Source organism: Rhodoferax sp., assembly GCF_010365055.1.
Classification (GTDB): Bacteria; Pseudomonadota; Gammaproteobacteria; order Burkholderiales; family Burkholderiaceae_C; genus Rhodoferax.
In genome coordinates, this window is sequence record NZ_JAAFHA010000006.1 from 56,191 (window position 1) to 82,781 (window position 26,591).

Genomic DNA, 26,591 nt, shown 5'->3' on the forward strand with positions numbered 1-26,591 from the left:
TCAGCGACCCCACGCTGACGAGCGCTCAACGAAATTTTGGAACGCGTGACCCACCGCCAAATCCTCATGCAGGGCCGGGTTGGAGCCTAGAAGCCGCAGTTGGTTGACGACAATTGCCGTGGCCCCACAAGTCTGATGGACTGAACGCAAGCTGATCAACACCCGCTTGAACCTGGGTTGTGCAGACCTGACCCAAGACTTGCGCCGGTTCAGGAATAATGACCCCATGCCGCCTAGCCACTCTATCTGGAGCCCCCTGCGCCAGCCCGCCTTTCGCGGGCTGTGGCTTTGCGGTGGTGTCTTCTTCATTGGCAGCGGCATGCAGTCCATGGCGGCGGCCTGGCTCATGGTCGAACTCACCGGTTCGTCCTTCTTGGCGGCGCTGGTGCAGACGGCCGTGTTCCTGCCCATGTTCCTGCTGGCCCTGCCTGCGGGCGTGCTGGCCGACACCACTGATCGCGGGCGCCTGATCTCAGGCGCGCTGATAGCCCAGGTGGCCGCATCCGCCTTGCTGGCCGTGCTGGTGCTGGGCGACTGGGGCGGGCCAGCATCGGTGCTGTTCCTGGTGTTTGTGTGTGGTTGCTGCACGGCCGTGCTGACGCCGGCGTGGAACTCCTCGGTGGTCGACCCGGTGCCGCGCGACGAGTGGCCGCAGGCCATCACCGCCATCAGCATTGCCTACAACGCGGCGCGCGCCATCGGCCCCACGCTGGCCGGTCTGATGTTTGCCCGCTTGGGTGCGGGCTGGGTATTCACGGTCACGGCGTTCACAACACTGGTGATGTGGGAATCGATCCGCCGCTGGCCGCCGCGCCCGCACCCACCGTCACGCCTGCCGGCCGAACGCCTGTGGGGCGGCACACTCAGCGGGCTGCGCTTTGCCTGGCACTCGCGCATGATCCTGGCGCAATTGGTGCGGGTGACGGCTTACGGCGCGGCCGGCTCGGCGCTTTGGGCGCTGCTGCCGGTGATCGCACAGCGCCAACTGGGCACGGGTGCCGAAGGCTTCGGCCTGTTGATGGGCTGCCTGGGGACGGGTGCCGTGGCCTCCGGTCTGGTGGTCGGGCGGCTGCGCGCACGCTTCGGGCTGGACGCCATCGTCGGCGCGAGCTGCGTGGCCTTCTCCGGTGTCATGCTGCTGGCCGCGTGGGTCCGCGTGCCGGTGCTGGTCTATGGCGCCATGGCGCTGGGTGGCGCCGCATGGATGGCTGCCATGTCCATCTTCAACAGCGCCACGCAGGCCAGCGCGCCACCGTGGGTGCGCTCGCGCGCGGTGGCGCTGCACATGGTGGCCGCGCTGGGCGCCTTCGCCATTGGCTCAGCGTTCTGGGGCGCGGTGTCCGACATTGCCGGATTGACCGCTGCGCTGACCGCTGCCAGCCTGCTGATGGCAGCGGGCCCGCTGCTGGCGCGTCCGTTTCCGCTGCGGGTGGGCGCGATCCACGAAGTGACGCAAGGTACGCAGTGGGACGAACCGCTCGTGGCAGCCGAACCCAGCCCAGAGGCTGGCCCAGTGGCGGTTGAGGTGGGCTACCGCATCCGCACCGGCGAAGACAAGGCATTTCTCGACACCATCAGCCGCATGAAGGCCCACCGCCGGCGCGACGGCGCCACCTTCTGGCGTGTCTACAGAGACCTCGGTGAGCCATCTCGCTATGTCGAGCGTTTCATTGTGGCGTCGTGGGCCAGCTACCTTCACCAGCGCGCCCGCGCCACTGTGGCCGATCAGGCGCTTGAAGTCGAGGTACGCGCCTTTCTGGCGCCCGGCGAAAGCGCGCGCATGTCGCACTACATTGCCGAGCGCTGAGGCAGCGGCCGTCAAGGCCCTGCTTGATCGCGTCGGCTCTTGACAGATGTCTTCGCGTGACTGAAACCGATTCGCTCGCGTACGGTCGTTTCGGTGTCCACCCACGGCCCACGACGGGCCACCTGATGACAACGCTGGACGGCCTGAACCTGCGTTACGGCCGTGGCACGTGCTCATGGCCAGCGCCGGGCTGGCGGGGGATGAACGCGCTTGGTCGATGAAGCAGGATCGGCGAACGCTGGGGTACACCACCTGCTGGGCGAATATGCCGGTGGTGCGGGCTTGAGGGGGTGGTAGACCGATACTTGGCTGTTTTGAAGGCGGCAATGTGGCGGTTGCTGACATAGGTTTGCCAAAACTGCTCGCTCGATACCCGACCTCCACCCCACTACCCTGACCGTCAGTAATGTGGCATCGATTTTTTTCGGATCGCTGCACTCGCCAGCGCCCATCAAGAGTCACTCACTGGTATGCCACCAGATGACCGTTGGCACTTACATAAATAACGGTCATCCGCATTGCACAAACACGTTACGGGTCAGTCCAGTGCACCTTTCAATCTCTGATACCAACAACCCATGACGGAAAAACAAGCGTCGAACAATGCCCAAAGCTATCATGGTGGTCATCTCCCTCTGTCCTGCATAAAGAAGAAGCAGGAAGGCAAATCACCCTGAGCAATTTTCGGTGCGCACCACTCAGTCATATTGGGTTTTATTGCTCCCGCGCTCAGCAACGACAGCATCAAAACCGGCGCCAATGGTCAATTGCGTTTGATCAGTTCAATGCCTTCAAGCCCGCTCAAGCCGTCGAGGTTGGTGTCCCGCAACAAAACTTCAACGTCATCTAGGCCGCTGGTTATCGCCTCGTCCAAAGAGCTTGCTTCACGAGTTATTGCGCCAGGTGTCGCGGTGTCGATCACCAGGCCCGCTTACCCTGATCGCTGAGCGCGGCGGCCAACTCGTGGCAGCAAAGAACTGGTCCTGGATGGGTTCAGATGATTGGGACATGTCTGTGGAACTAAAGAAATTCCGCCGACGGGAAAAATGCTTAATTGGGCAAAATGTGTCGGTTTTCTTTACACATCGTCTGTCACTGAAACATTTTATTACACAAAATCAACGGCTTACGATTTAGGCATGAAACTTGCTTTCATAGCCAAGGCTTGAATGCTGTACCTTTCGGCCGGAAGTAAAGGCAAACAAGTGGGAGCAAATTTCTTACAGCATTAACCAAAACAGGTATCACATGAACTTTGACAATAGGCTTCAACAGCACTCAGCGCCAGTGCTCAGGTTTACTGCCGCCCTCGCGCTGACGAGCGGCGTGCTTTTCGCGAGTATGGCAAGCGCCGCTCCGATCTACTTTAACGGCTTCGAGACCGACATCGCGGGATGGGAAACGCCGACGCGCGTCAGCTCTGGAACCGGCGGAATCACATCCAGTACCGGTGGTTTTCATGCAACGACCGCTGCACGTGCAAGTGACTTCACGCGTTGGGGCGGGTACAACTACGGCGCTGGCGCAGTGCCGACTACCTTCCAGGAATACTGGACCTCGGTCGATATCTACCTCAACGTGGGTGGCGGCTGGGCCAACAATACCCGCTTCGACTTCTCGTCAGCCATTAACAACGCTGCTGGTGCCCATCTGGGCGATTTCATCTTCAACGCCGGCTTTTATAACGACGCCACCGGACCCGGCGCCAGCTCCAGCCGTTTTGTAATCAGCGCAAGCAACAACAGTCAGCCCGGCAGCGCTTATGCGAAGAATCCCGGCAAAGACCCCGTCGCCATTGCCGCGAGCGGTTGGTACACTTTTGAGCACCATTTTTACAACAATGGCGGCAATCTGGCTGTGGACATGAGCATCTTGGACTCCGCGGACTTACTCATAAACGATTGGACGCTGAGTGTCCCCGCGCCGGCCATCGCCGGCGTTGGCGGCAACCGGTACGGCTGGTTCGATTTCAACGAATTCTCAACACTCGCTTTCGACAACACGGAATTACGCGTTGCCGACGCAGCGGTGGTCCCAGAGCCCGCGACCCTCGCCTTGCTCGGATTGGGTCTGGCAGCCCTTGGTTTCTCCCGGCGCAAGATGCCCAGCTGAAGCAACCTCAAGCGCGGCTTGCTGCGCGTCGGGTCATAGACCCGGTCATACGCCGGGTTTTTCTTGTCGCACGTCATGTGCTCAGCCCCACGATTTGAAGTTGTGGGCCTATGGGCAGGCAGGCGACGATTGCGGCGTGAGCTTGAGCGACATCTTTGGATTTCGTTGCGGAATGCCACGAAGGGCTTCTGACTGGAGTTGAAGTAGACAACCGGAAAGCTGCCTGTCGTTAACGGCTCTGATGGGTCTGCTGGAGCCAGTCAACCTTCTCGGAAGCTGACCGTCACCATTGAAGGTCAGCAGCGCAGCGCAGCTTACTTCCGTTGTGCAACGGCGCCGGTCATCAATCCTGTGGTGCCGCAGGGCGCAGCGCCGACAAGGCCGCGATCTGGGTGTGGGTCAGAGCTGACGCTTGTTGCACCAGCTCAGCGGACAAGCGCGCTTTGGCCTCTTTGGCAGGCAGACTGGCGCGCACGGCCTCCAGGTTGTTGCGCATCCGCTGGGTGTCGGCGTACAGGCCGCGCACCATTTGAGCCATGGCCTGGGTGATGGTCTGGCTCGCGGTGAGAAGTGCTGGCCACTGCGCCAGTTGGGTTTGCCAGTTGCCTGGGGCAGTGCCGCTGGTCCGCGACAAGGTGGCCAGCAATGTCGCCACTTGCTGCGGCACCCGCTGCGCTGCTGCGAGCGCTGCCATGCTCAGCATGGCCATGGGCACGGGCGGCACTGGCTTTGCCCCGGGCACGGAGACAGCAGGTGCGACAGCTCGCGTCAGTTCGCCGATCTCGCACTGTGCCATGTGGGCGATGTCGCCAGCCATTTTTCCAAGGCTCCCTACCAGCACACCCAGCTCACAAGCCAATGCGACTGCTTCATCAGGCGAAGGATTGCCGGCAAATGCAGGCGCTTTGAGCTGCAAGTCCATGGCCATCAAGGTCATGACCAGCGCGTCCTTGCCCTGCAATGCCGCCCGGGTGACGATCTCGCTGCCCAAGCTGAGACTGAGTGCACAGCTCGCGGCAGACCGCAAACGCTGTTGGCTGCGCGCCAGCGGGGCCGCCCACTGGCTGCAGGTGAGTCCAAAGGTGGTGACAGCCGCCGGCTGCTGCGGGTTGCGTGCCAGCATTGCGTCATCCGCATGCTGTGCCGCCAGAGCCAGCAGCGCATGAACGGTCTGGGCAAGATCAGCTTCAATGAGTGTGAGCACGTCACGCATGACCAACGCCAGAGAAGTGTCCACCAGTTCCTGGTCGCTGCAGCCCAAATGCACAAGGCTGGCAGCATCCGGGTTGAACAGCGCCACGGTTTCGCGCAGGTTTGTCACCAGCGGGGTCGCCAGGCAACGCGCGCGGGCGCTCTCGCGCACCAGCTTTGGCACATCAAACAACTCAACCTTGCAGCTGCCAATGATGGATTGCGAGGCCGCTTGCGGGATCAAACCCACACCGGCCTGCGCGCGCGCCAGCGCGGCTTCAAAGCGCAGCATGGCGGCGATCACAGCGCGATCGCTGAGCGCTTCGGTGACCTCAGGTGTGGATAAAAAACTCTCGAACAGGCTGCTCATGAAAAATCAGGCAGCTAGCGCGCGGCGCAGGCGGATCTGGTTGGGCAGAGGCACCGAGCGCTGCAGTACGTCCTGGCCCAGCCACAAGGCTGCGCTGCGAGCCCGCTGCGCCACATGCAACGAGGGCATGGCAGCGTAGTCGTCATTGAAAGCTGCCAAGCTGTAAGCACCACGATAACCCAGCGTGTGCATGGTGGTGACCAGCGTGGCTAACTCCGCCCGGTGCGCACCGTCGCCGGGGAAGACGCGAAACGCCTGGTCCGGGCTGTTTGATGAACCCAAGAGGTCGGCCAGTTCCATCAAGAACAACTTGTCGGTGTCGAGCATCTCCAGGTCCTCTAGCGGCGTGTTGGCGGCCAGCAGCGCATGGCTGTCCAGGCACAGCCCCAGATTGGGCATGTCGGCCTCGCAGACCAAGTCCCAGGCCTGTAGAAAATCTTGCACCACCGCGCCACCGGCCCAACCTTGGTAGGCGACTTTGATGTTCATGGGAATCGCCAGCATGGCCAATTGGCGCAGGTCACGAATCAGCGCCTGGGGGCTATCAGCACCTGGTGCCAGGCTGGAAGACGGCAGCACCAGCAAACGGCATTTCAAAGCATGGCACATCCCCAGCATCGCCTGGGCGACGTCCAGCTTGTAGGCGTGCAAAGGATCGGTTTGACCTTCAAAATCACACCTTGCCTGAAAGGCCGACAGGCGCAAACCGCTGGCGTGCACGCATGCCACTGCGGCATCGACCCCGCCAGGGTGGCTCACCAGGTCTTGGGCACACAGCATGATCTGCGAAAACCCTGCCGCACGCACGGCGTCGAGCTTGACGCTCAACGAGCCCGCCAGCGAGCGGCTGTCCATGCCGAAATCGTTCAAATTCGCGTTGCTCATGATGATCAGCCGCGCAGGTCGTGAACAATCTCAAAGCTCACACTGCCCAACCAGGTCTTGGTCAGCGCGCCGCGCTCGCTGGTTTGCACACTGCGCGAGGCCACGAACTCGACACCGCGCTGGGTCAGCTCAGCCACGGTAGCCAGCACGTCCGCACTGCCCAGACCAATGCGCTGCAAGCCTTCGTCGTCCTCCACATCCAGTACGCCCGCTTCCGGCTCAATCAATTGAATGTAAAAACGTGACGCTGGCGGGCAGGGGCTGCGCAAAATCCGGCCTTTGGGCAAGATGCCAAAGCGCTGCTCGGGCGCTAGCGTGCCAAAGCCAAACAGCTCGCGGTAAAACTCGGTCCAGTCCTCAGTGCGTTCGTTTCCGATGTATTGCACAACGCCAAAAAAATGCAGGCCTGCGGTGGCCGGCGGGTACTGGTCCACACCCGGAATCGGGGTGAAATCCACGTCGTAAATTGAAAACTGTTTGTGCCGGTCGACAAAGTAAATGCGGCTGGTGCCGACCCCGTGAATGGCCGGAATATTGAGCTCCATCACTTCCACGTGGGTGGGCACACCCCAGGCGCCCCGGTCCAGAGCACGCTGGTAGGCGGCAGTCGCATCGCGCACGCGCAGGGCGATGGCGGTGATGATGGGCTTGTCGCTCAAGGGCGAGCCTTTGGCGTGGGCATTGACGATGATGTTGATGCCACCCTGGCGGTACAGCAAGACTTCACGCGAACGGTGTCGCGCCACGGGTTTGAAACCCATCATTTCAAGCACCTGGCCCAGCGCTTGGGGTTTGGCGGTGGCGTACTCAATGAATTCGATGCCGTCCAAGCCGAGTGGATTGGCTTCTTCGACCATCTCTTCGCGGTCTGCGCTGGGTGATATCAGGGTGGCTGCCGTCATGGTGGTGTTCCTCTGGAATGAATCAAAGTGATTATGCGATGCTTGATGGGCCAGGCACTCGCGGTGTCATTGACCACAGTCGAATCAGTCGCACCCTCTCTTCCTCGCGAACGAAAGTCGATAGCGCGTGGCTTGAGAAATTTCAGGCCTGTGCGGCTCCGATCAAGGGACATCATTGCCGATTGCGGCTGAAAATTAATACGTTAATCGCTCATAATTGCATTTCAAGATGCACTTTACCCAATTTAAATAATTAATGGCGAGCAAATTACCCGTTTTCGTACGATAAATGAACTATGAAAAGTGATAAACGAACGAACGACGCCCATCAATATGGACCGACTTTGACTGATTGAACCGACATCAACCATGACCAGCCTGATCACTTCCCAAAGAACTAGCGCTTCAAGTGCGGTGCTGGACAAACGCGACTGGATTGCCGGGCTGGAAAAAGGCCTGTCCATCATTGATGCCTTTGACGACGCCAACCCGCGCATGACCGCCAGCCAGGCCGGGGTGCGTTGCGGTCTGACCCGCACTGCGGCCCGGCGCTACCTGCTGACCCTGCAGCACCTGGGTTATGTGGCATGCGATGGAAAGCTGTTTTGGCTCACCCCGCGGGTGCTGCGCCTCGGTCAGGCTTATCTGGAGTCAGCCCGGTTGCCGCGTATCGTGCAGCCGTTCCTGCAGCGTGTGACATCGGGCACGCAGGAGATCGCTTATGTGAGCGTGATGGATGGTGACGATATCGTCTATATCGCGCGCAACGGCTCAAGCCGCAGCATGAACACGGGCATCGTGTTGGGCTCGCGGGTACAAGCCCAAGTGACGGCGGCCGGCATGCTGCTGCTGTCGATGCGCGCGCCGGAGTGGCTGGAGAACTGGCTGACGCACCATGAGCTCAAGGCCTACACCACCTACACCATCTCCAGCAAGGACCGTTTGCGCATTGAGCTGGCCCGCATCCGCCAGCGCGGCTGGGCGATCTCAGAGCAGCAACTGGAGTTGACATACCGGGGCGTGGCGGTGCCGCTGATCGATCGCAAGGGTGATCTGGTCGGCGCCCTCAACGTCACCATGCCCATGGGGCATGAGAGCAGCGACGATGCGGTGCAGCGTGTTCTGCCCGTGCTGATGGAAACAGCAAGGGCCATGCGCAATCTGATTTGAAGGACCTCCCCGGCACCGCAAGCAACTTTCCGTGTCGGGGATGTCTGTTGTTGACGCTGTCAGGCCAGGTCGAAGCGGTCAGCGTTCATGACTTTTGACCATGCTGCGATGAAGTCCCGGACAAACTTTTCCTGGTTGTCATCCTGGGCATAGACCTCCGCGTAAGAACGCAGGATGGAATTGGAGCCGAAAACCAGGTCAACCCGGGTCGCCGTCCATTTGACCGCGCCGCTCTTTCGCTCACAGAGCTGGTACAGGTTGCTACCGGCAGGTTTCCACGTGTAGGCCATGTCGGTCAGGTTGACGAAGAAGTCGTTGGTCAGGGCACCCACCCGGTCGGTCAAAACACCGTGCCGGGTGCCACCATGGTTGGTGCCGAGCACGCGCATGCCGCCGACCAGCGCCGTCATCTCGTGGGCGGTGAGGCCCAGCAGTTGGGTGCGGTCGAGCAACAATTCCTCGGCGCTGACGACGTAATCTTTCTTCATCCAGTTGCGGTAGCCGTCGGCCACTGGCTCCATCGCTTCGAAAGATGCGGCATCCGTCATCTCGGGTGTGGCATCACCACGGCCCGGTGCGAATGGCACAGTCACCTCAAACCCCGCCGCCTTGGCTGCCTGCTCGACGCCGACGTTACCGGCCAGCACGATGACATCTGCCACGCTTGCGCCGGTCTGCGACGCAATGCCTTCCAGTACGGCCAGCACCTTGCCCAGGCGCTCAGGTTCATTGCCCTCCCAGTGCCTTTGCGGGGCCAGGCGAATGCGTGCCCCATTGGCGCCACCGCGCTTGTCGGAGCCCCGGAAGGTGCGGGCGCTGTCCCAAGCCGTGGCCACCAACTCGGGAATGCTCAGCCCACTGGCGGCAATCCTGGCCTTGACGGCGGCCACGTCGTAGTCGGCGCGGCCGGGGCTTACCGGGTCTTGCCAGATCAGGTCTTCCTTGGGCACATCCGGGCCAAGGTAGCGGGCCTTGGGGCCCATGTCGCGGTGCGTCAGCTTGAACCACGCGCGGGCAAAAACGTCCGAGAAGTAGTCCGGGTCTTTGTAGAAACGCTCTGAGATCTTGCTGTACTCGGGGTCCATCTTCATGGCCATGTCGGCATCGGTCATGATCGGGTTGTGGCGGATGCTGGGGTCTTCCACATCAACCGGCTTGTCCTCTTCTTTGATGTTGATCGGCTCCCACTGCCAGGCACCGGCCGGGCTCTTTTTGAGTTCCCAGTCGTGGTTGAGCAGCATGGCGAAGTAGCCGTTGTCCCACTGGGTGGGACGGGTGGTCCAGGCACCTTCGAGGCCGCTGGTCACTGTGTTGCGGCCGATACCGCGGCTGGTCTTGTTGATCCAGCCCAGCCCCTGGTCTTGCACGTCAGCGGCTTCAGGATCGGGCCCGAGTTGCTTGGGGTCGCCGTTGCCATGGCACTTGCCGACCGTGTGGCCGCCCGCCGTCAGGGCAACGGTTTCCTCGTCGTTCATGGCCATGCGCTCGAAGGTCACGCGCACGTCGTGAGCCGTCTTCAGAGGGTCGGGCTGGCCATCCACGCCTTCCGGGTTGACGTAAATCAGGCCCATCATCACCGCAGCCAGCGGGTTCTCCAGGGCACGCTCACCGGAGTAGCGGCTGTTGGCGCTGCCGCTCGGGGCCAGCCACTCTTTCTCGGCACCCCAGTAGGTGTCTTTCTCGGGGTGCCAGATGTCTTCGCGGCCAAAACCGAAACCGAAGGTCTCCAGGCCCATCGATTCATAGGCCATGGTGCCCGCCAGGATGATCAGATCGGCCCAGCTGAGCTTGTTGCCATACTTCTTCTTGATCGGCCACAACAGGCGACGGGCCTTGTCCAGATTCACGTTGTCAGGCCAGGAGTTCAGCGGGGCGAAGCGCTGATTGCCCTTGCCGCCACCGCCACGGCCATCAGCGACGCGGTAGGTGCCTGCCGAGTGCCACGCCAGGCGGATCATCAGGCCGCCATAGTGGCCCCAGTCAGCGGGCCACCACGCCTGGCTGTCGGTCATCAGGGCCTTGAGATCATTTTTCAGCGCGTCGACATCGAGCTTGCTGACCTGTTCCCGGTAGTTGAAGTCCGCACCCATCGGGTTGGTCTTGCTATCGTGCTGGTGCAGGATGTCCAGGCTCAGCGTTTTGGGCCACCAGTCCATGTTAGACCTGCCCGCCGATGTGACACCTCCATGCATGACGGGACACTTGCCAGCTGAACTCTCTGCAATATTTTCCATTTCGCGCTCCTTTGGTGACAGTGACAACAAACATACTCATGCGATCTTCCAGACCCTTTGCCGCAGGCTTGAGGGTCATTGAAAAAAGCAGCAGGGAGGCCACTGTAGTCTTGAATGCGCCCTGTTGGAATGGCCTGGAGACACCAAGGGGTCAAGACGTTTCAATCACGACAATAGGAAAACACCATGCTGGACAAAGTCAAACCGGTGATCCGGCCCGGTGGGCTTGGGTGTCGTGCGCTCTTTCGGCACTCGCATAACTGCTATTAATATAGAAGCACAAAAAGCCTGCACGACAAGGGCTAGAGGCCAAAAAAGCACTTAATTTAGGTGCACCCCATGGACTTGTTGACAATGCTCAGAACGGTGTTCAGGTCTTCAATCGGCACCTGACCCGGTGCCGAGGCGGCGGCTCCGACCGCGAAGCTGAGCGAAGAGCCAAACGCACCGCCGATCATGCGGGTCAGCGCGCCCAGCGGCCCCATGGACATGCTGATCAGCGGAATGCGCAGCTTCTTGCTGGCTTCGCGGGTGGCCGTGAGCAGCGTCAGCACATCGTCCAGATCGCGTGGCATGACGGCCACCTTGGCCACGTCGGCGCCCAACTGATCGGCGGTGAGGAACTTGGCTGCCAGTGTTTCGAGACCCGGTGTGTAAGAGAAGTTGTGGAACGACAGCACCAGTTTGATACCGTTGGCTTTGGCCGCATCGCGCACACGCACGATGTTGGCGGCGTCGTTGGCCATTTCATAGTCGATGAGGTCGATGGTTTTGCTCTCGCACACGGCCGTGTACATGGCGATGACCTGCTCTTCGCTCAAAGCGATCTTTTCACCCCCCTCCATGGTGGAGCGGCGGGTGAACAGCAAAGGAATGTCCCCTGCTGCCTTTTTGATAGCTACTGCCGCAGAAATGACGCCGGCTGCATCGCCAATTTGCTCAAAATAATCAACGCGCCATTCCAGCACGTCAGGCTTCTTGGGCAGCACCACAGCCAGTTCTGCCATCAGCTTGTCCAACGTGCGCCCGACCAGCGGGGTACAGATCAGCGGAAACTTGCCGCCAGCGATGGGTTGTCCGTTCAATTCGATCGGTTTGTTGATTTGCATAAGGATCTCCTCAATAAAAAAGCCTGCCAGCGCTACAAGAGCGCACGGCAGCCACTTTACGTCATGTCAGGGCTTGTTTAGCAGGCGCTGGTCATGTCTTCGGCTGTGAACTCGCCCTCTTCCATGGCCGGATCATAAAACGCGCCAAACAGCTCCCGGTCAGACGGGCGGTCTTCCTTGATGGGCACGGACACCCAGGTGGTATTCATGTAGTGCTTCAGGCTGACGTTTTCGCTGATCACGTTGCCGCCCCAGGTGCCGCAGCCCAGGCTGGAGGTCATGGGCATGCCGTTGTTGAAGGCGCCTGCGTTTGCTTTTGACTGCGGTTGGCGCACCATGATGCGGCTCACGGGCGCCGCCATGGCGAGTTGGTGGATGTGGTCCTGGTTGAACGAATAGATGCCGCAGGAGTGCCCCTTGCCGCCCACGTTGTAAATGCCGCGCATCATGTTCAGGGCTTCGTCAAAGGTGCCGTACTTGTACACGGCCAGCAACGTGGTGAGCTTTTCACCCGAGTACGGATGGCCCTTGCCGATGGCATCGCCGTGCACGATGATGAACTTGCGGTCAGCGGGGATGGAGAAGCCCGCGGCCTCGGCCAGTTTTTGCGGTGCCACGGCCACAGTGTCGGCCAGGCGGTGCAGCTCGTCGTCCCACATGGCTTTGCGCAGCGCCGCCTTCTCGGTGTCGTTGGCGATGTAGCCGCCTTCTTTGACCAATTGAGCCAGAAACGCATCAAAAATGCCTTCCTGAATGATCAGGTTGCCATCGGCCGAGCAGCCCGAGCCGAAGTCGGACGTCTTGCTCAAGCGGGTATTCATGGCCGCTTCTTCGATGTTGGCGGTCTCGTCGATGATCATGGTGGAATTGCCAGCACCGACACCATAGGCAGGGGTGCCCGAGCTGTAGGCGGCGCGCACCATCGGCTGGCCACCGGTGGCGATCACCAGATCCGCTTCAGCCATCAGCGCTTGCGACATCGGAATGTTCACGCGGGTCAGGCATTGCAGCAGGTCAGGCGGCGCGCCTTCTTTTTCCAGAGCCTCGCGCATCAGGCGCACAGTCTCGAAGGAGGTCTTCTTGGCGCGCGGATGCGGCGAGAAGATGACCGCGTCACGGGCCTTGATGCCGTAAATGGCGTTGCCAGCGGGCGTCAGGTCCGGGTTGGTGGTGGGGACGATACACGCGACCACACCAGCGGGTTTGCCGTATTTGACGATGCCTTTTTCAGGGATTTCTTCAATGATGCCCACGCTCTTTTGGCGCAATGCATCACGCAAGATACCCCGGATTTTCATGCGCTTGCCCATGCGGCTGTCCGGGTCACCCAGGCGGCTTTCTGCAATGCCTTCAGCCACCAGGCGGGTGAAGGTTTTCTTGTTGGAAACGGCCCAGGCGACAGCTTGGCACAGGCGGTCGATGCGCGCCTGGTCGTAAGTTTCAATAATGGCCAAGGCAGCGCGGGCTTTGGCAAAGGCGCTGTCGAGTTCTTCGCGCTGTTCGGCATTGATCTCGGTCTTTTTGAGTTCGGGGGGAATGTTGCTCATGGTTTGTCTCCGGTTTCAGTGGGTAGGGGATCAGTCCAGGTTTTTCTGGGCGGTTAGCAGGGCGCGGCGGGCGTACTCTTCAAAACCAATCTGGGCGGCCAGCGCGTCGCCGGGGATTTCAAGGGTGTAGGTGATTTGCTGCGGCAGGCAAGCCAGAATCTCTTTCACGCCAAAGGCCCCGTCGCCGGGAAAGTAGCGGTCGCTGCGGGCCTCAAACAGGATGCTGTCGATGCCCGGTGCGATGGTTCTAGGGCCATCACAGACATGGGCAGAGTGAAACCATTCACGCGGCAAGGCCTTGAGCGCTTCACGGCTGGAATTGGAACGGAAGAAATGCAGCATGTCGATCAACATGCCGGCGTTGGAGCGCTTCACGGTATTGAGCGCGGTGGTGGCGGTTTCCAGGCTGCCGGTTTCTGTCCACCAGGGAAACTCCAGGTTGATGGTGATGTCCAGCGTCTTGGCGTAGTCGCACAGTGTGGCAAAGCGGGCGTGGGCGCGTTCGCGATCCGGGTCGGGCAACTGGCAAATCACATGGTGCGCACCCAGCTCGGCTGTGGCGTCGAGCATGGGGTAGTAACTTTGGGCGTCGTGGCTGGGGTCCATGCGGGCCAGTTCCACGTCCCACACCTTCACGCCTGTGTCCGCCAGTTTGGCTTTGGTGGCCGCCATGGCGGTCTTGCTGGAGATGATCGGGTAGAGCGGTTCGGCATCGGTCACGCGCGAGAGTCGCAGACCGACATAGTCGTAGCCCGTCCTGGCGGCCACCTCGATCAAATCCACCGGCGGCAGCGCCATGGCGGTGAGATGGGCCAATGAATAGGTGTGTTTCATGATGATCTCACTGAATTGAGCGGCTTATTTCTTGCTGCCAGCACCAGCAATGGCGCTGGTGTCTGCGTGGTGAACCTTCTTGCCGGGCGAGTAAATGTCCATGATGTTCCAGTGGCCCGCGGTCTCCACCGGGGCGTTTTGCATCGCCACGTCGATAACGAAGGGGCGGTTGGACGCAATGGCTTTTTCCAGCGCAGGCTTGAATTCCTCGGCAGAGGTGACGCGAATGCCTTCAGCACCGTAGGCCCGGGCAATGGCGGCAAAGTCAGCCTGGAAGGGCTCACCGTCCTTGAAAAACAGCGTGCCGACCGTGGTGCCGTAGTGCGCCAGCTGCAGGCCGGCGATGGTGCCGAACGCGCAGTTGTTCATGATCACCCAGATGACCGGCACATTGCTTTCAACCGCGGTGGCCAACATCGCCGGGTTCTGACCGAAGCCACCGTCACCTACCAGCGAGACCACAACGCGGTCCGGGCAGGCAATCTTGGCGCCGATGGCCGCCGGTGCGCCAAAGCCCATGGTTGCAAAGCCGCCGGGGGTCAGGATGCTGCCGGGCGTGAAGATGTCAAACTGTTGACCGACACCGTTCTTGTTCCAGCCCACGTCGGTGGTGATGATCACGTCGCGCGGCAACACGGCGCGCGCATCGGCCAGGATGCGCTCGGGGCGCATCGGGAAGGCGTCGCTTTGCTGTGCGGCCACCAGGCCTGCCTTGAAGGTGCTGCGGTTGGCGGCCATCTCGGCCTTGAGTGCTTCGTTCTTGAAGCCTTGCGGGTAGAGCTTTTTGGCGACGCGGTTGAGCACCTTCAGCGCTTGCTTCAGGTCTGCCACGGCACCGATTTGCACCGGGTAGTTGCGGCCTATTTCGCTGGGGTCGATGTCGATGTGGATCAGCTTCGATTTCGTGAAGTCGAAGGTGTACGCGTTCTCCCACGAGCTGCAGTCGGCTTCGGCAAAACGCGTGCCCAAGCCCAACACGAGGTCAGCGTTCAGGCACTTGTCGTTGATGAATTTGGTGCCCCAGAAACCGGTCATGCCCAGGATGAACGGGTGATCGTCCGGCAGCACGCCCTTGCCCATCAGGCTGTGCGACAGCGGCAGGCTCATGTGGTCCACGAACTCCTGCAACTCGGCCGTGGCGTCGGCCAATACCACGCCGCCACCGACATGGAGCTGCGGTGTTTTGGCGGCCACCAGCGCTTCGATGATCTGGGTGGCGACTTCATCATCGATGCTGGGGGTGTGCAGCTTCTTGGTGTGGCGCTTGAGCTTGGCAAACAGTTCGACGTCCACTGGCTTGGAGAAGATGTCCATCGGCACGGACACCAGCACGGGGCCGGGGCGGCCTGTTTCAGCCAGTTGAAATGCTTTTTCAATGATTTCAGGGAACAGGTCCGGGCGCTCGACACGCCAGACGCGCTTGCAAAAGGGACGGTAAATTTCTGATTGGGCGGCATCGGCGTGCAAGTTGACTTCCTGGTGAGGGTGCTTGCCGTAGTAGTGGCTGGGCACGTCACCGGCAATCACCACCATGGGAATTGAATCCAGCGCGGCATTGGCAACACCGGTAGCCGCATTGGTCAGTCCAGGGCCGAGGTGGCTGAGCACCACAGCCGTGGTTTTCCTGGCGCGGGCGTAGCCGTCCGCCGCGTGGGCTGCCACCTGTTCGTGGCGGGTGTTGATGAATTTGATACTGCTTTTTTCAAGCGCCGTCAGCACGGCAATATTGGTGTGGCCGCACAAGCCAAAAATATGCTCAACGCCGCGGTCTTCGAGGTACTTGACGAGTTGATGAGAAATGAGATCTTGCATTTTTGTCTCCTGATGTGAAAGGGCTTTGTTGTCATCGAAAGCGGTTTGAACGTGCGATGAACAGATAAATTCCAGAAAGCTTCGTTACTTTATCTATTGCGCGCTTTTGAAATGAACTAAATTGTCCATTATCGTTCGTTGATCGAACGTTAATGTGCGATTAATAGCGCAAATAAGGGTTAATACCTACTTTTGACAATCTCAGGCGAATGAGCGCCTAGCGTGCTGTGTTGGTGACAAGCGGCGGCGCCGCCAGGCCAAGCAGGCGCGTTAAACCTCACGACTTTGAACAGCCTCGCGACCAAACCTTGGCATGAGGGCATTGGACCCAAGACCCTCCACTGCTCGCCCTCTGGCGCAATCGGACGATTCAGGAGTGCACGCTCGGATTGGCAGGTCTTGCCCTAAAATTTATATGAAATTGGCCTCTGGCCCTTTAAGACAGGGCCTCAGTAGCTATTCAATTGATAGTTTTTTTCAGGCGTCATTGCAAGGTGCGCACCATCTCAATGTGCGAGATCCCGGCTTCCACAAAGGATGGCCCACGCGGCACGAAGCCTTGCGCTGCATAAAAACCCTGCGCGCTGCTTTGGGCGTGCAACATCACCTCAAGGTCGCCACGCTGGGCCGCAGCCGCCATCAGGGCTTGCAGCGCCGCGCGGCCCAGGTTCGACCCGCGCAGCACCCGGTTCACCGCCAGCCGGCCAATTTGACCCACACCCGGTGCAGGCTGCAACAGCCGCCCGGTGGCCACGGCCAGGCCCAGCCGATTGCGAATCAGCACGTGAAGCGCGGTCTCATCTGCCGCGTCTTGCTCCATCTCGATCGGAATCTGCTGCTCTTGCACAAACACCTCGCCCCGCACCGTGCGCGCCCCCTCGCCCAGCGCCTGCCAATCACCGACCGCGACCTCCATCATGGTTTGGCCCGCTTCATAGCCCAGCAGGATGTCGCGCAAGGACGTGGGCACCGGCCTGGACGTTTGTGTGACGGGGTCGGCAAACACGTAAACCAGTTCGCAACTGATCAAGTGCTCTTCGCCCCGAAAAATGGCGCCCGTGAACAGCATCGACGAACTGCCGATGCGGCTGCATTTGAGCGCCACGTCCAACTGGTCATCCAGCCGCGCCGACGCGTGAAACTCCAGCGTGGCTTTCTTGACATACAAGTCACCCTGCAGTGCCACAAAAGTGGCCTCGTACGGCAGCGCCAGCGCGCGCCAGTAGTCCGTGATGGCGGTATCAAAGTACATCAGGTAGTGCGCGTTGAATACGATTTTTTGCATGTCCACTTCGGCCCAGCGCACGCGCAGGCGGTGGACGAAGCGGAACTGCTGGCGGGCGGTGTCAGTCATGGGACTTTTTTGGCTCAAAGGTTGGTCTGAAAAGCGTGTTGCAGCGCGCGGGCGGCGTCCAGATGGGCGCGGCGCGCCTCTGGAATGGCCCGCCCCATCATGGCAAAGCCGTGCACCACACCGCGGTAAATCTCCAGGTCGACCGGCACGGCGGCTGCGCGCAATTTGTCGGCGTACAAAATGCCTTCATCCACCAGCGGGTCGCATTCCGCCAGGCCGAACCAGGCCGGCGCAACACCGTCGACATCCGGGGCATTGAGCGGCGCAAAACGCCAGTCATCGCGGTCCTTCAAGGCGGGAATGTACTGGTCAAAGAAATATTCAATGTGCGCCTCCTCCAGCATGAAGCCATGAGCGAAGGTTTTGTGGGAAGGCGTGTCGTGGTGCGCGGTGCAGCCGGGGTAAAAGAGCAATTGCAATGCCAGCGGCAAGCCCAGGGCTCTGGCCTGCAGCGCGCAGGCGCAAGCCAGCGTGCCCCCGGCGCTGTCGCCCCCGACGGCGAGGAGGCTGGCGTTCAGACCCAGGCTGGCGCCGTGGCTGGCGACCCATTGCAGAGCATCCCAGGCGTCGTTGTGCGCGACCGGGAATTGATGTTCAGGCGCCAGCCGGTAGGCCACCGACAAGACCGCGCAATGCGCCAGATGACTCAAGGTGCGGCACAACACATCGTGCGTGGCGATGCCGCCAATGGTGAAACCGCCGCCATGGAAATAGACCAGGATCGGCAACTGCTCGGTGCTGGGGACATAGAGCCGCACCGGCAAAGCATGGCCATCACGCGCAGGTACAGTGAAACTCTCCACCCGCTGCAGCGCCGGCGCGGTGATGTCCAGAAAACCGGCCCCGACCTCGTAGGCGAGGCGTGCTTGCGCGGGCGTGAGCGCGTGCAGCGGCATCTGGTTAGCACGCGTCATGCGGTCCAGCACGCTGTGCATGGCAGGCGTCAGCAAGGTGCGTGGGTTACGACGGTGACTCATTGCGGCGCGGGTTCTTGTTGATGTGCATTTTTTTATCCTACACGCAATCGACAGTGGCACCGATTGAGAGCGGCAGGAAGAAATGCGAGGTGGCATCAACGAAGACGCCCGGCGCTCTACACAAGCGCTGGTCGCTGCCTCAGAACGCGTCGGCCGGCATGTCGGCGCAGGTCAGGTCGCGGTTGGCAACCACCTGCAGCCAGGCGCCTATTTTTGGCAATTCATAATGATAAAAATAGGCTGCAGCCCTCATCCTGCCTATGTTAACAGCTATCAATTGCGAAGCATCCAGGCGCACCGTGGCTAGCGCCACATCGAGCCATATCCAGGCCAGCACGGTGTGGCCAAAGGCCTGCAGATAGGGCACTGCATTGGCCAGCGCGTCAACCGGTTTGCCGGTGGCCCAGGCCGCCTGGGTGGCGTTTGTTACCTGCTGCCAAGCGGCGGTCAAAGCTGCAGCATGCGCCGTCAATTCGGGCACCTGTTGAGCCTGCGCGGCCGTGGCCTGGATGCGCCCGGCCAGCAGCGCCAGCCCGCGCCCGTTCTCCATGAGCACCTTGCGCCCGAGCAAGTCCATCGCCTGAATGCCGTGCGTGCCTTCGTGGATCATGTTCAGACGGTTGTCGCGCCAATACTGCTCGACCGGGAAGTCGCGCGTGTAGCCATAACCGCCGTGGACCTGGATCGCCAACGAGTTGGCCTCCAGACACCACTCACTGGGCCAGCTCTTGGCAATCGGGGTCAGCACTTCGAGCAGCAGGCGCGCCTCATCCGCGGCATCAGGTGTACCGGTGTGCTGCTCGTCGACCAGGCGGGCGCAGTACAAGGCCAGTGCCAGCGCCCCTTCGCAATAGGACTTTTGCGCCAGCAGCATGCGCTTGACGTCGGCGTGTTCAATGATGGGCACTTGAGGCCGAGTGGCGTCCTTGCCGGCGGGGCCGCTGGGTCGGCCCTGGGGCCGGGTCTTGGCGTAGTCCAGCGAGGCTTCATAACCCGCCTGACCGAGCATCACCGCTGCAATACCGACGCCGATGCGCGCCTCGTTCATCATGTGGAACATGCAGCGCAGGCCCTCGCCCGGTTGGCCCACCAGGTAGCCGACGGCGCCAGCGCCCTTGCCGTCCAGGCCGCCGCCGGTGCTGACGACCGGGTATTTGCCTTCGCCGAAATTGAGCAAGGTGTTGACCGTGCCACGCCAGCCCAGCTTGTGATTCAGGCCCGCCAGCGCGACGTCATTGCGCTCGCCGGTTAATTCTCCCGCCGTATTCACCAATTTCTTGGGGACGATGAAGAGCGAAATGCCACGCGTGCCGGCCGGTAACTGACTGTCCGGCCCAGGTATTTTGGCGAGCACCAGGTGAATGATGTTCTCCGTCAACTCGTGGTCACCGGCCGAAATCCACATCTTGTTGCCGCGCATGCGGTAGCGCGCACCCAGCGGGTCTTGCGCAAAGTCCTCACCGTCAGGCGTTGCGCGGGTGGCCACGTCGCTCAGAGAAGAGCCTGCCTGCGGCTCAGACAGACACATGGTGCCCGAGAAACGTCCAGAAAACTCATTGCTGGCAAACACCTGTTTTTGCATCGGCGTGCCATGCGCCATCAGCAAATTGGCGTTGCCGGTGCTCAGCATGCCCGAGCCGATGCTGACCGAGGCCATGGCAAAAAACGAATTTGCCGCCGCCTCAATGGTGTACGGCAACTGCATGCCCCCATGCTCAAAGTCTTGCGCTGCGCTGAGCATGCCGGATTCGGCGTAGGCTTTTTGCGCCTCATAGGTGGCTTGTGGCAAGATCACTTTGTCACCGTCGAAATGCGGCTCCTGCGTGTCCACCAGCCGGTTGAACGGGGCGTACTTTTCACGCGCAATGCGCTCGCAGGTCTCAAACACCGCATCAAAGGTCTCGCGTGAATGCTCGGCAAAACGCGGCCGCTGGTTCAGAGACTCGGCGTCAAGCCACTGGTACAGCAGAAAATCAAGCGTAGAACGTAAAGACATGGTTGCATCCCATCAAAAAAAAGGCCGGGCCGCTCATCTGTTTGCGCCCGACCCTGGTTTGTTACGCCGCGAGCGGCGAGGCGTCACAGCACCTCAAATATGCCTGCTGCGCCCATGCCGCCACCAATGCACATGGTGACGCAAACGCGTTTGGCACCGCGGCGCCTGCCCTCGATCAGGGCGTGACCGGTCAGGCGCTGGCCGCTGACACCATAGGGGTGTCCCACAGCAATGGCGCCACCGTTGACGTTGAGCCGGTCATGGGGAATGCCCAGCCGGTCGCGGCAATACAGCACTTGCACGGCAAAAGCTTCATTGAGCTCCCACAGGTCGATGTCGTCGATCTTCAGACCCAGGCGCGCCAACACCTTGGGGATGGCAAACACCGGGCCGATGCCCATCTCGTCGGGCTCGCAACCGGCCACGGCAAAGCCCAGGAAACGGCCCAGTGGCTTGAGACCTTTTTTCTCGGCAACCGATTCGTGCATGACCACGACAGCGCCACCGCCATCGGAGAACTGGCTGGCGTTGCCAGCGGTGATCAGGCCGCCCGGCACGGCCGAGCGCAGCCCACTGATGCCCTCTTTGGTGGTTCCAGCGCGAATGCCCTCGTCCTGGCTGACGGTCACTTTTTTGGTCGTCAGGCCCATCACCTTGTCGGCCACACCCATGATCACGCTGATCGGCGCAATCTCATCATCGAACAGACCGGCGGCCAGCGCCGCCGTGGCGCGCTGCTGGCTGGCAGCACCGTACTCATCCATCGCGTCGCGGCTAATGTTGTAGCGCTTGGCCACGATCTCGGCCGTTTGCAGCATATTGAGGTAAACCTCGGGCTTGTTTTTCAGCAGCCAGGGGTCGGTCAGCATGTGCTGGTTCATCTCCTGCTGCACGCAGGAGATGGCCTCTACGCCCCCGGCGACAAAAATGTCGCCCTCGCCCGCAATGATGCGTTGCGACGCCATGGCGATCGTTTGCAGACCGGAGGAGCAAAAACGGTTGATGGTCATGCCTGGCACGGTCACCGGGCAGCCGGCACGCAGCGCGATCTGACGGGCAATGTTGGCGCCGGTCGCACCTTCGGGCGTGGCACAGCCCATGAGGACATCTTCGACCTCAGCGGCCTCGATGCCGGCGCGCTTGATGGCGTGTTCGACGGCATGGCCACCGAGCGTGGCGCCATGGGTCATGTTGAAAGAACCCTTCCAGCTCTTGGCGAGCGGCGTGCGGGCGGTGGAAACGATTACGGCTGCAGTCATTTTGATCTTTCTAAAGTGTTGGGGACAGAGCTTGCCCACTTCGTGTGGCGACGGTCTGTCCCACAAATTTTTAATTGAATGTCTTGCCTTCAGCCGCCAACTTGGCCAGCAAGGGGGCAGGTTGCCAGAACTTGGCATCGTCGAGCGGGTTCTTGGCAAAGCGGTGCATGGCTTGCACCACGTTGAACAGGCCCACTTCATCGGCGTAGTTCATCGGGCCACCGCGCCAGATCGGGAAACCGTAGCCCATCAGATACACCATGTCAATGTCGCTGGCTTTGGAGGCAATGCCTTCTTCCAGGATGTGCGCCGCTTCATTGACCAGCGAATACACCAGACGCTGCACAATCTCTTCGTCCGAAATCTTGCGCGGGGTGATGCCCAGCGAGGCGCGATGGTCTTCAATCATTTTCACCACTTCAGCATTGGGGATCGCGTCGCGCTTGCCCGCCACGTAGTCATACCAGCCGGCACCCGTCTTCTGGCCATAGCGGCCTTTTTCACACAACAGGTCCGCAGTCTTGCTGTACTTCATGTCAGGTTTTTCAAGGTAGCGGCGCTTGCGGATGGCCCAACCGATGTCGTTGCCGGCCAGGTCACCCATGCGGAACGGGCCCATGGCAAAGCCAAATTTCTCCACCGCCTTGTCAACCTGCGCTGGCGTGCAGCCTTCGTCCAGCAGAAAGCCGCCCTGGCGGCCATATTGCTCGATCATGCGGTTGCCAATGAAACCATCGCACACGCCCGATACCACGGCGGTCTTCTTGATTTTTTTCGCCAGCGCCATCACCGTGGCCAGCACGTCCTTGGCCGTTTTCTCACCGCGGATCACTTCGAGCAGCTTCATCACATTGGCCGGGCTGAAGAAATGCATGCCCACCACGTCTTGCGGACGCTGGGTGAAGGAAGCGATCTTGTTCACGTCCAGCGTCGAGGTGTTGCTGGCCAGAATGGCGCCTGGCTTCATGACCCGGTCAAGTTCCTTGAACACCGCTTCTTTCACGCCAATTTCTTCAAACACGGCCTCGATCACCATGTCGGCGTCTTTGAGGTCGTCGTAGCTCAGCGTCGTGCTCAGCAGGCTCATGCGCTGCTCGTATTTGTCTTGCTTGAGTTTGCCCTTCTTGACCTGGGCTTCGTAATTCTTGCGAATGGTCGCAATGCCGCGATCGAGCGCGTCCTGCTTCATCTCCAGCATCTTCACCGCAATGCCGGCATTCAAAAAGTTCATCGAAATACCGCCGCCCATCGTGCCTGCGCCAATGACCGCGATGGACTTGATCTCGCGTGTCGGCGTGTCGGCTGGCACGTCCGGAATCTTCGAGGCGGCGCGCTGGGCCATGAAAATGTGGCGCAAGGCCCGGCTCTCCGGGGTCCACATCAGGTTGATGAATAGGTCGCGCTCCGTGAGCAGGCCGTCATCAAACTTCTTCTTTGCGGCAGCTTCCACCGCATCCACGCATTTGAGCGGCGCCGGAAAGTTCTTCGACATGCCGCCCACCATATTGCGGGCAAATTGAAAATAAGCATCGCCTTGCGGATGTTTGCAGGGCAGGTTACGCACCAGGGGCAGCGGCCGCACGTCGGCCACCTCGCTGGCATACGCCAGGGCTTCTTGCAGCAAGGACTCGCTGGACGCGGCCATTTTGTTAAACAACTGTTGGCCCGGCAGCATGGCCAGCATTTCACTCTTGACCGGCTCACCGCTGACAATCATGTTCAGAGCGGGCTCCACGCCCAGCGCGCGCGGCAGGCGCTGTGTGCCGCCGGCACCGGGCAGCAAACCGAGCTTGACTTCCGGCAGCGCCACGCTGCAACCGGGCGCCGCAATGCGGTAATGGCAGCCCAGCGACAGTTCCAGCCCACCACCCATGCAGACGGTATGAATGGCGGCGATGACCGGTTTGCTGGAGTTTTCAACCATCAGAATGACACTGTGCAGATTGGGCTCCTGCAAGGCTTTGGGGCTTCCAAATTCCTTGATGTCGGCACCACCCGAGAACGCTTTTCCGGCGCCGGTGATGACGATGGCTTTCACGGCTGCATCGTCATTGGCTTTGGACAAACCGTCGGTGAGCGCCACCCGTGTGGCATAACCCAGACCATTGACAGGCGGGTTGTTGAGCGTAATCACGGCGATGTCGCCATGCACTTTGTAGTCAGCGGTCATGCTTGCATTCCTCGGTAATAAAAAAATAGAACGATCGTGCGATAAGTTGCAAATGTTGACTATACCCAGGAGTCCACTTCGGGTTTGTCGCAGGTGGGACAAATCGCCTAAACCTCCAGCCACTCCTTGCGCGTGTAGCTGTCTTTGCGCAATTCGTCGGGCGTGCCGCTGAACACAATGCTGCCGTGGCCCATGACCAGGCAGCGATCGGAAATATCCATGGCAATGGTCAGTTTCTGCTCTATCAACAGCACCGAAATGCCCCGATTTTTCAGTTCTTTGAGGTAGTGCGCCACCAGTTCGACAATTTTGGGCGCCAGGCCTTCGGTGGGCTCGTCGATGATGATCAAATCAGGGTCGCCCATCAGCGAGCGGCACAGCGTGAGCATCTGCTGCTCGCCGCCCGACATCACGCCGGCCAGCATGTTTTGCCGCTCCTTGAGCCGCGGAAACATCTGGTACATGTCATCCAATGACCAGCGCCCGGCCTTGCGGGCATTCTTCTGCCCCAAGTACAAATTCTGCTCCACCGTCAGGTTGGGGAAAATGTCACGGCTCTCGGGCACGTAGCCCAGGCCCAGATGCGCGATCTCAAAGGTCTTCTTGCCCAGCAACTCCTGCCCGCGCCACAAGAGCGAACCTTCGCAATCCACCAGGCCCATGATGGCCTTGGCGGTGGAGGAGCGCCCGGAACCGTTGCGTCCCAACAGCGAAACAATTTCACCGGCCGCAACGCCAAAGTGAACGCCATGCAGCACATGGCTCTTGCCGTAGAAGGCGTGCAGATTTTCTATCTTCAACATGCTCAATGCCCCCCTGCCTGCATGTCCGCCACGGAGGAGCCGAGGTAAGCCTCTTGCACCAGCGCGTTTGCGCGCACCGCCTCCGGGGTGTCGTAGGCCAACAGCTCGCCGTAAACCACCACCGCGATCTTGTCAGCCAGGCCAAATACCACACCCATGTCGTGCTCCACCGTCAACAGCGTCTTGCCCACCGTCACTTCTTTGATCAGCGAGATGAATCGGCTGGTCTCTGACTTGCTCATCCCTGCCGTGGGCTCATCGAGCAGAATGACGCTGGCGCCCCCGGCGATGGTGATGCCGATCTCCAGCGCCCGCTGCTCCGCATAAGTGAGGTTGATGGCCAGCACGTCACGCTTTTTATCCAGCTTGACCATTTGCATCAGTTCATCGGCGCGCTCATTGGCGTCGTCCAGATCGGCCAAAAACTTCAAAAAAGTGTACTTGTAACCCAGGCTCCAGAGTACGCCGCAGCGCAAATTCTCGAACACGCTGAGTTTGGGGAAGATATTGGTGATCTGGAAACTGCGGCTCAAACCCATGCGGTTGATCTCAAATGGTTTTTTTCCATTCAGGCGCTGACCGTTTAGAAGTACCTCACCACTGGTGGGCTCGAAGCGGCCACTGATCAGGTTGAACAGGGTGGACTTGCCAGCGCCATTGGGGCCGATGATGCCAACCCGCTCGCCTTGTGGCACAGCCAGATTGATACCGCGAATGATCGCTGTCTTGCCAAAACTTTTGCGCAAGTCCTTGAGTTCCAGAGCGAAGCTCATAGCGTTTCCATCCGTTTGATCTCTTTCTCAATGTTCTCCTGGATCTGCCCCCACTCGCGCGCAAACTGGCGGCGGCAGAGTTCAAACAGACCCAGCCCCGTCAACATGACGAACGCGGAGCCAAACCAGCTGTTCAGACCCTTCGAGTCCAGGGTAGCACCCAGAAAGCTCAACTCCGGCCCGAGCGCCGCGTTGAGCTGCAGGTGATAGACCATCTCGATCATTGCCGCCGCCCCCAGCAGCACGACCAGCGCCGTGAGCCCCAAGGCCAGATAGCTGACCCAAAGTTTTCGCAAGTGGCCAAACTTGGCCACCCGCAAGTTCATCATGAGCAGCGAGGCGACGCCGCCCGGTGCATACATCACCATGAACAGGAAAACCAGACCCAGGTACAAGAGCCACGCCTTGGTGAACTCGGACAGCAGCACAAACGCGAGCACCATCAGAATGCCGCCCAGGATGGGCCCGAAGAAGAAGGTGGCCCCGCCCAAGAAAGTGAAAAGCAGATAGGCGCCGGAGCGGTAACCACTGACGACTTCCGAGGTGACAATTTCAAAATTCAGGGCCGCCAATCCGCCCGAAATGCCGGCAAAAAAGGCGGCGATGATGAAAGCGAAATAGCGCACCTTCTGCGTGTCATAGCCGACGAATTCCACGCGTTCGGGGTTGTCGCGCACGGCGTTAAGCATGCGCCCCAGTGGCGTGCGGGTAAACGCAAACATCAGGCCGGTACAGACAAAGGTGTAGACAGCAATCAGGTAATACAGCTCGATCTGCGGCCCGTAAGTGATGCCAAAGGTCTTGGCACCCGCCACGCGGTTACCCGATACGCCGCCCTCACCGCCAAAAAACTCGGGGAACATCAGCGACATGGCCCATACCAGTTCGCCAATGCCGAGCGTGATCATGGCAAACGGTGTCGCTGCCTTCTTGGTGGTGACCCAGCCCAACAGGATGGCGACCAGCATGCTGGAGAGTCCACCCGCAATGGGCACCAGACTCACCGGCAAGGGCCAGCCTCCACTGACCTGATTGAGCGTGTGAATCGCCAAAAACGAGCCCATGCCCGAATAGACCGCATGACCAAAGCTCAGCATGCCGCCCTGCCCCAGCAAAATGTTGTAGCTCAGGCAGACAATGATGGCAATGCCCATCTGGCTGAGCATGGTCTGGCTCAGGCTGCTGGTAAACACCAGCGGTGCCATCAGCAGGACCAAGGCAAACAGGCTCCAGATAAGGACACGACCAACATTAAACGGTTTGAATTGATAAACCTTGCTGCTCAT

General features: G+C 60.3%; 21 protein-coding genes. 4 read left to right on the top strand and 17 right to left on the bottom strand.

What is annotated here, in order from left to right:
* The first annotated feature begins 226 nt into the window (after window positions 1-226).
* Both GZ093_RS03075 and GZ093_RS03080 read left to right on the top strand, forming a co-directional pair.
* Window positions 227-1,807, top strand: a complete 1,581-nt coding sequence (locus tag GZ093_RS03075; protein ID WP_296481904.1) for an MFS transporter — start codon at window positions 227-229, stop codon at window positions 1,805-1,807.
* Between the two features lie 217 nt (window positions 1,808-2,024).
* Complete coding sequence (locus GZ093_RS03080; RefSeq protein WP_296482030.1) at window positions 2,025-2,093, top strand: DUF4113 domain-containing protein; 69 nt, start codon at window positions 2,025-2,027, stop codon at window positions 2,091-2,093.
* A gap of 477 nt (window positions 2,094-2,570) precedes the next feature.
* On the opposite strand, the gene GZ093_RS03085 is transcribed toward GZ093_RS03080, so the two are convergent.
* Entirely contained in the window at window positions 2,571-2,729 is a 159-nt protein-coding gene (locus tag GZ093_RS03085; protein ID WP_296481907.1) for a hypothetical protein, read from the bottom strand.
* A 326-nt stretch (window positions 2,730-3,055) separates the two neighbouring features.
* Between GZ093_RS03085 and GZ093_RS03090 the strand changes: the two genes are divergently transcribed.
* The gene (locus GZ093_RS03090) at window positions 3,056-3,919 is read left to right on the top strand and encodes a PEP-CTERM sorting domain-containing protein (RefSeq protein ID WP_296481910.1); all 864 of its coding nucleotides are present in this window, start codon (window positions 3,056-3,058) and stop codon (window positions 3,917-3,919) included.
* A gap of 343 nt (window positions 3,920-4,262) precedes the next feature.
* Here the strand turns inward: GZ093_RS03090 and GZ093_RS03095 are convergent, their stop codons facing one another.
* The 3 genes from GZ093_RS03095 to GZ093_RS03105 are packed head-to-tail and all read right to left on the bottom strand — an operon-like array spanning window position 4,263 to window position 7,267.
* Complete coding sequence (locus GZ093_RS03095; protein WP_296481912.1) at window positions 4,263-5,480, bottom strand: lyase family protein; 1,218 nt, start codon at window positions 5,478-5,480, stop codon at window positions 4,263-4,265.
* Between the two features lie 6 nt (window positions 5,481-5,486).
* A complete protein-coding gene (locus GZ093_RS03100; protein ID WP_296481915.1) occupies window positions 5,487-6,365 on the bottom strand; it encodes a TIM barrel protein in 879 nt (292 codons plus the stop codon).
* A 5-nt stretch (window positions 6,366-6,370) separates the two neighbouring features.
* Window positions 6,371-7,267 (bottom strand): 4-hydroxyphenylpyruvate dioxygenase, encoded by an 897-nt coding sequence (locus tag GZ093_RS03105; RefSeq protein ID WP_296481917.1) that lies wholly within the window; start codon window positions 7,265-7,267, stop codon window positions 6,371-6,373.
* Between the two features lie 369 nt (window positions 7,268-7,636).
* Between GZ093_RS03105 and GZ093_RS03110 the strand changes: the two genes are divergently transcribed.
* Window positions 7,637-8,437 (top strand): IclR family transcriptional regulator C-terminal domain-containing protein, encoded by an 801-nt coding sequence (locus GZ093_RS03110; RefSeq protein ID WP_296481919.1) that lies wholly within the window; start codon window positions 7,637-7,639, stop codon window positions 8,435-8,437.
* A gap of 59 nt (window positions 8,438-8,496) precedes the next feature.
* Here the strand turns inward: GZ093_RS03110 and katG are convergent, their stop codons facing one another.
* The 13 genes from katG to GZ093_RS03175 all read right to left on the bottom strand — a co-directional run bounded on the left by katG (window position 8,497) and on the right by GZ093_RS03175 (window position 26,591).
* A complete protein-coding gene (gene katG, locus GZ093_RS03115; RefSeq protein WP_296481921.1) occupies window positions 8,497-10,671 on the bottom strand; it encodes a catalase/peroxidase HPI in 2,175 nt (724 codons plus the stop codon).
* A gap of 326 nt (window positions 10,672-10,997) precedes the next feature.
* Window positions 10,998-11,780, bottom strand: coding sequence for a type I 3-dehydroquinate dehydratase (aroD, locus tag GZ093_RS03120; protein ID WP_296481923.1), 783 nt, complete (start codon window positions 11,778-11,780; stop codon window positions 10,998-11,000).
* Window positions 11,781-11,857: 77 nt separating this feature from the next.
* Window positions 11,858-13,327 (bottom strand): aldehyde dehydrogenase family protein, encoded by a 1,470-nt coding sequence (locus GZ093_RS03125; RefSeq protein ID WP_296481926.1) that lies wholly within the window; start codon window positions 13,325-13,327, stop codon window positions 11,858-11,860.
* Window positions 13,328-13,357: 30 nt separating this feature from the next.
* A complete protein-coding gene (locus tag GZ093_RS03130; RefSeq protein ID WP_296481928.1) occupies window positions 13,358-14,161 on the bottom strand; it encodes a sugar phosphate isomerase/epimerase in 804 nt (267 codons plus the stop codon).
* A 24-nt stretch (window positions 14,162-14,185) separates the two neighbouring features.
* Window positions 14,186-15,973: a thiamine pyrophosphate-binding protein gene (locus GZ093_RS03135; RefSeq protein WP_296481933.1), complete on the bottom strand. Its 1,788-nt coding sequence runs from the start codon at window positions 15,971-15,973 to the stop codon at window positions 14,186-14,188.
* Between the two features lie 484 nt (window positions 15,974-16,457).
* The gene (locus tag GZ093_RS03140; protein ID WP_296481936.1) at window positions 16,458-17,327 is read right to left on the bottom strand and encodes a YbgC/FadM family acyl-CoA thioesterase; all 870 of its coding nucleotides are present in this window, start codon (window positions 17,325-17,327) and stop codon (window positions 16,458-16,460) included.
* A 14-nt stretch (window positions 17,328-17,341) separates the two neighbouring features.
* Window positions 17,342-18,304 (bottom strand): alpha/beta hydrolase, encoded by a 963-nt coding sequence (locus GZ093_RS03145; RefSeq protein WP_296481939.1) that lies wholly within the window; start codon window positions 18,302-18,304, stop codon window positions 17,342-17,344.
* A 139-nt stretch (window positions 18,305-18,443) separates the two neighbouring features.
* On the bottom strand, window positions 18,444-20,300 hold the full coding sequence (locus tag GZ093_RS03150; protein WP_296481943.1) for an acyl-CoA dehydrogenase: 1,857 nt from the start codon (window positions 20,298-20,300) through the stop codon (window positions 18,444-18,446).
* A gap of 83 nt (window positions 20,301-20,383) precedes the next feature.
* Complete coding sequence (locus GZ093_RS03155; RefSeq protein ID WP_296481947.1) at window positions 20,384-21,559, bottom strand: acetyl-CoA C-acyltransferase; 1,176 nt, start codon at window positions 21,557-21,559, stop codon at window positions 20,384-20,386.
* Between the two features lie 70 nt (window positions 21,560-21,629).
* Window positions 21,630-23,729 (bottom strand): 3-hydroxyacyl-CoA dehydrogenase NAD-binding domain-containing protein, encoded by a 2,100-nt coding sequence (locus tag GZ093_RS03160; protein ID WP_296481949.1) that lies wholly within the window; start codon window positions 23,727-23,729, stop codon window positions 21,630-21,632.
* Window positions 23,730-23,836: 107 nt separating this feature from the next.
* Window positions 23,837-24,532: an ABC transporter ATP-binding protein gene (locus GZ093_RS03165; protein ID WP_296481952.1), complete on the bottom strand. Its 696-nt coding sequence runs from the start codon at window positions 24,530-24,532 to the stop codon at window positions 23,837-23,839.
* 2 nt (window positions 24,533-24,534) lie between these two features.
* Window positions 24,535-25,305, bottom strand: a complete 771-nt coding sequence (locus tag GZ093_RS03170) for an ABC transporter ATP-binding protein (RefSeq protein ID WP_296481954.1) — start codon at window positions 25,303-25,305, stop codon at window positions 24,535-24,537.
* Entirely contained in the window at window positions 25,302-26,591 is a 1,290-nt protein-coding gene (locus tag GZ093_RS03175; RefSeq protein ID WP_296481958.1) for a branched-chain amino acid ABC transporter permease, read from the bottom strand. The genes GZ093_RS03170 and GZ093_RS03175 overlap by 4 nt, the downstream gene beginning before the upstream one ends.

Bases quoted from the DNA above. Each gene is read 5' to 3' on its own strand.
- GZ093_RS03095 (WP_296481912.1), bottom strand. From the start codon at position 5,480: ATGAGCAGCCTGTTCGAGAGTTTTTTATCCACACCTGAGGTCACCGAA.
- GZ093_RS03160 (WP_296481949.1), bottom strand. From the start codon at position 23,729: ATGACCGCTGACTACAAAGTGCATGGCGACATCGCCGTGATTACGCTC.
- GZ093_RS03145 (WP_296481939.1), bottom strand. From the start codon at position 18,304: ATGAGTCACCGTCGTAACCCACGCACCTTGCTGACGCCTGCCATGCAC.
- GZ093_RS03125 (WP_296481926.1), bottom strand. From the start codon at position 13,327: ATGAGCAACATTCCCCCCGAACTCAAAAAGACCGAGATCAATGCCGAA.
- GZ093_RS03135 (WP_296481933.1), bottom strand. From the start codon at position 15,973: ATGCAAGATCTCATTTCTCATCAACTCGTCAAGTACCTCGAAGACCGC.
- GZ093_RS03105 (WP_296481917.1), bottom strand. From the start codon at position 7,267: ATGACGGCAGCCACCCTGATATCACCCAGCGCAGACCGCGAAGAGATG.
- GZ093_RS03170 (WP_296481954.1), bottom strand. From the start codon at position 25,305: ATGAGCTTCGCTCTGGAACTCAAGGACTTGCGCAAAAGTTTTGGCAAG.
- katG (WP_296481921.1), bottom strand. From the start codon at position 10,671: ATGGAAAATATTGCAGAGAGTTCAGCTGGCAAGTGTCCCGTCATGCAT.
- GZ093_RS03175 (WP_296481958.1), bottom strand. From the start codon at position 26,591: ATGAGCAGCAAGGTTTATCAATTCAAACCGTTTAATGTTGGTCGTGTC.
- GZ093_RS03110 (WP_296481919.1), top strand. From the start codon at position 7,637: ATGACCAGCCTGATCACTTCCCAAAGAACTAGCGCTTCAAGTGCGGTG.
- GZ093_RS03140 (WP_296481936.1), bottom strand. From the start codon at position 17,327: ATGACTGACACCGCCCGCCAGCAGTTCCGCTTCGTCCACCGCCTGCGC.
- GZ093_RS03155 (WP_296481947.1), bottom strand. From the start codon at position 21,559: ATGACTGCAGCCGTAATCGTTTCCACCGCCCGCACGCCGCTCGCCAAG.
- GZ093_RS03130 (WP_296481928.1), bottom strand. From the start codon at position 14,161: ATGAAACACACCTATTCATTGGCCCATCTCACCGCCATGGCGCTGCCG.
- GZ093_RS03100 (WP_296481915.1), bottom strand. From the start codon at position 6,365: ATGAGCAACGCGAATTTGAACGATTTCGGCATGGACAGCCGCTCGCTG.
- GZ093_RS03165 (WP_296481952.1), bottom strand. From the start codon at position 24,532: ATGTTGAAGATAGAAAATCTGCACGCCTTCTACGGCAAGAGCCATGTG.
- GZ093_RS03090 (WP_296481910.1), top strand. From the start codon at position 3,056: ATGAACTTTGACAATAGGCTTCAACAGCACTCAGCGCCAGTGCTCAGG.
- aroD (WP_296481923.1), bottom strand. From the start codon at position 11,780: ATGCAAATCAACAAACCGATCGAATTGAACGGACAACCCATCGCTGGC.
- GZ093_RS03150 (WP_296481943.1), bottom strand. From the start codon at position 20,300: ATGTCTTTACGTTCTACGCTTGATTTTCTGCTGTACCAGTGGCTTGAC.
- GZ093_RS03075 (WP_296481904.1), top strand. From the start codon at position 227: ATGCCGCCTAGCCACTCTATCTGGAGCCCCCTGCGCCAGCCCGCCTTT.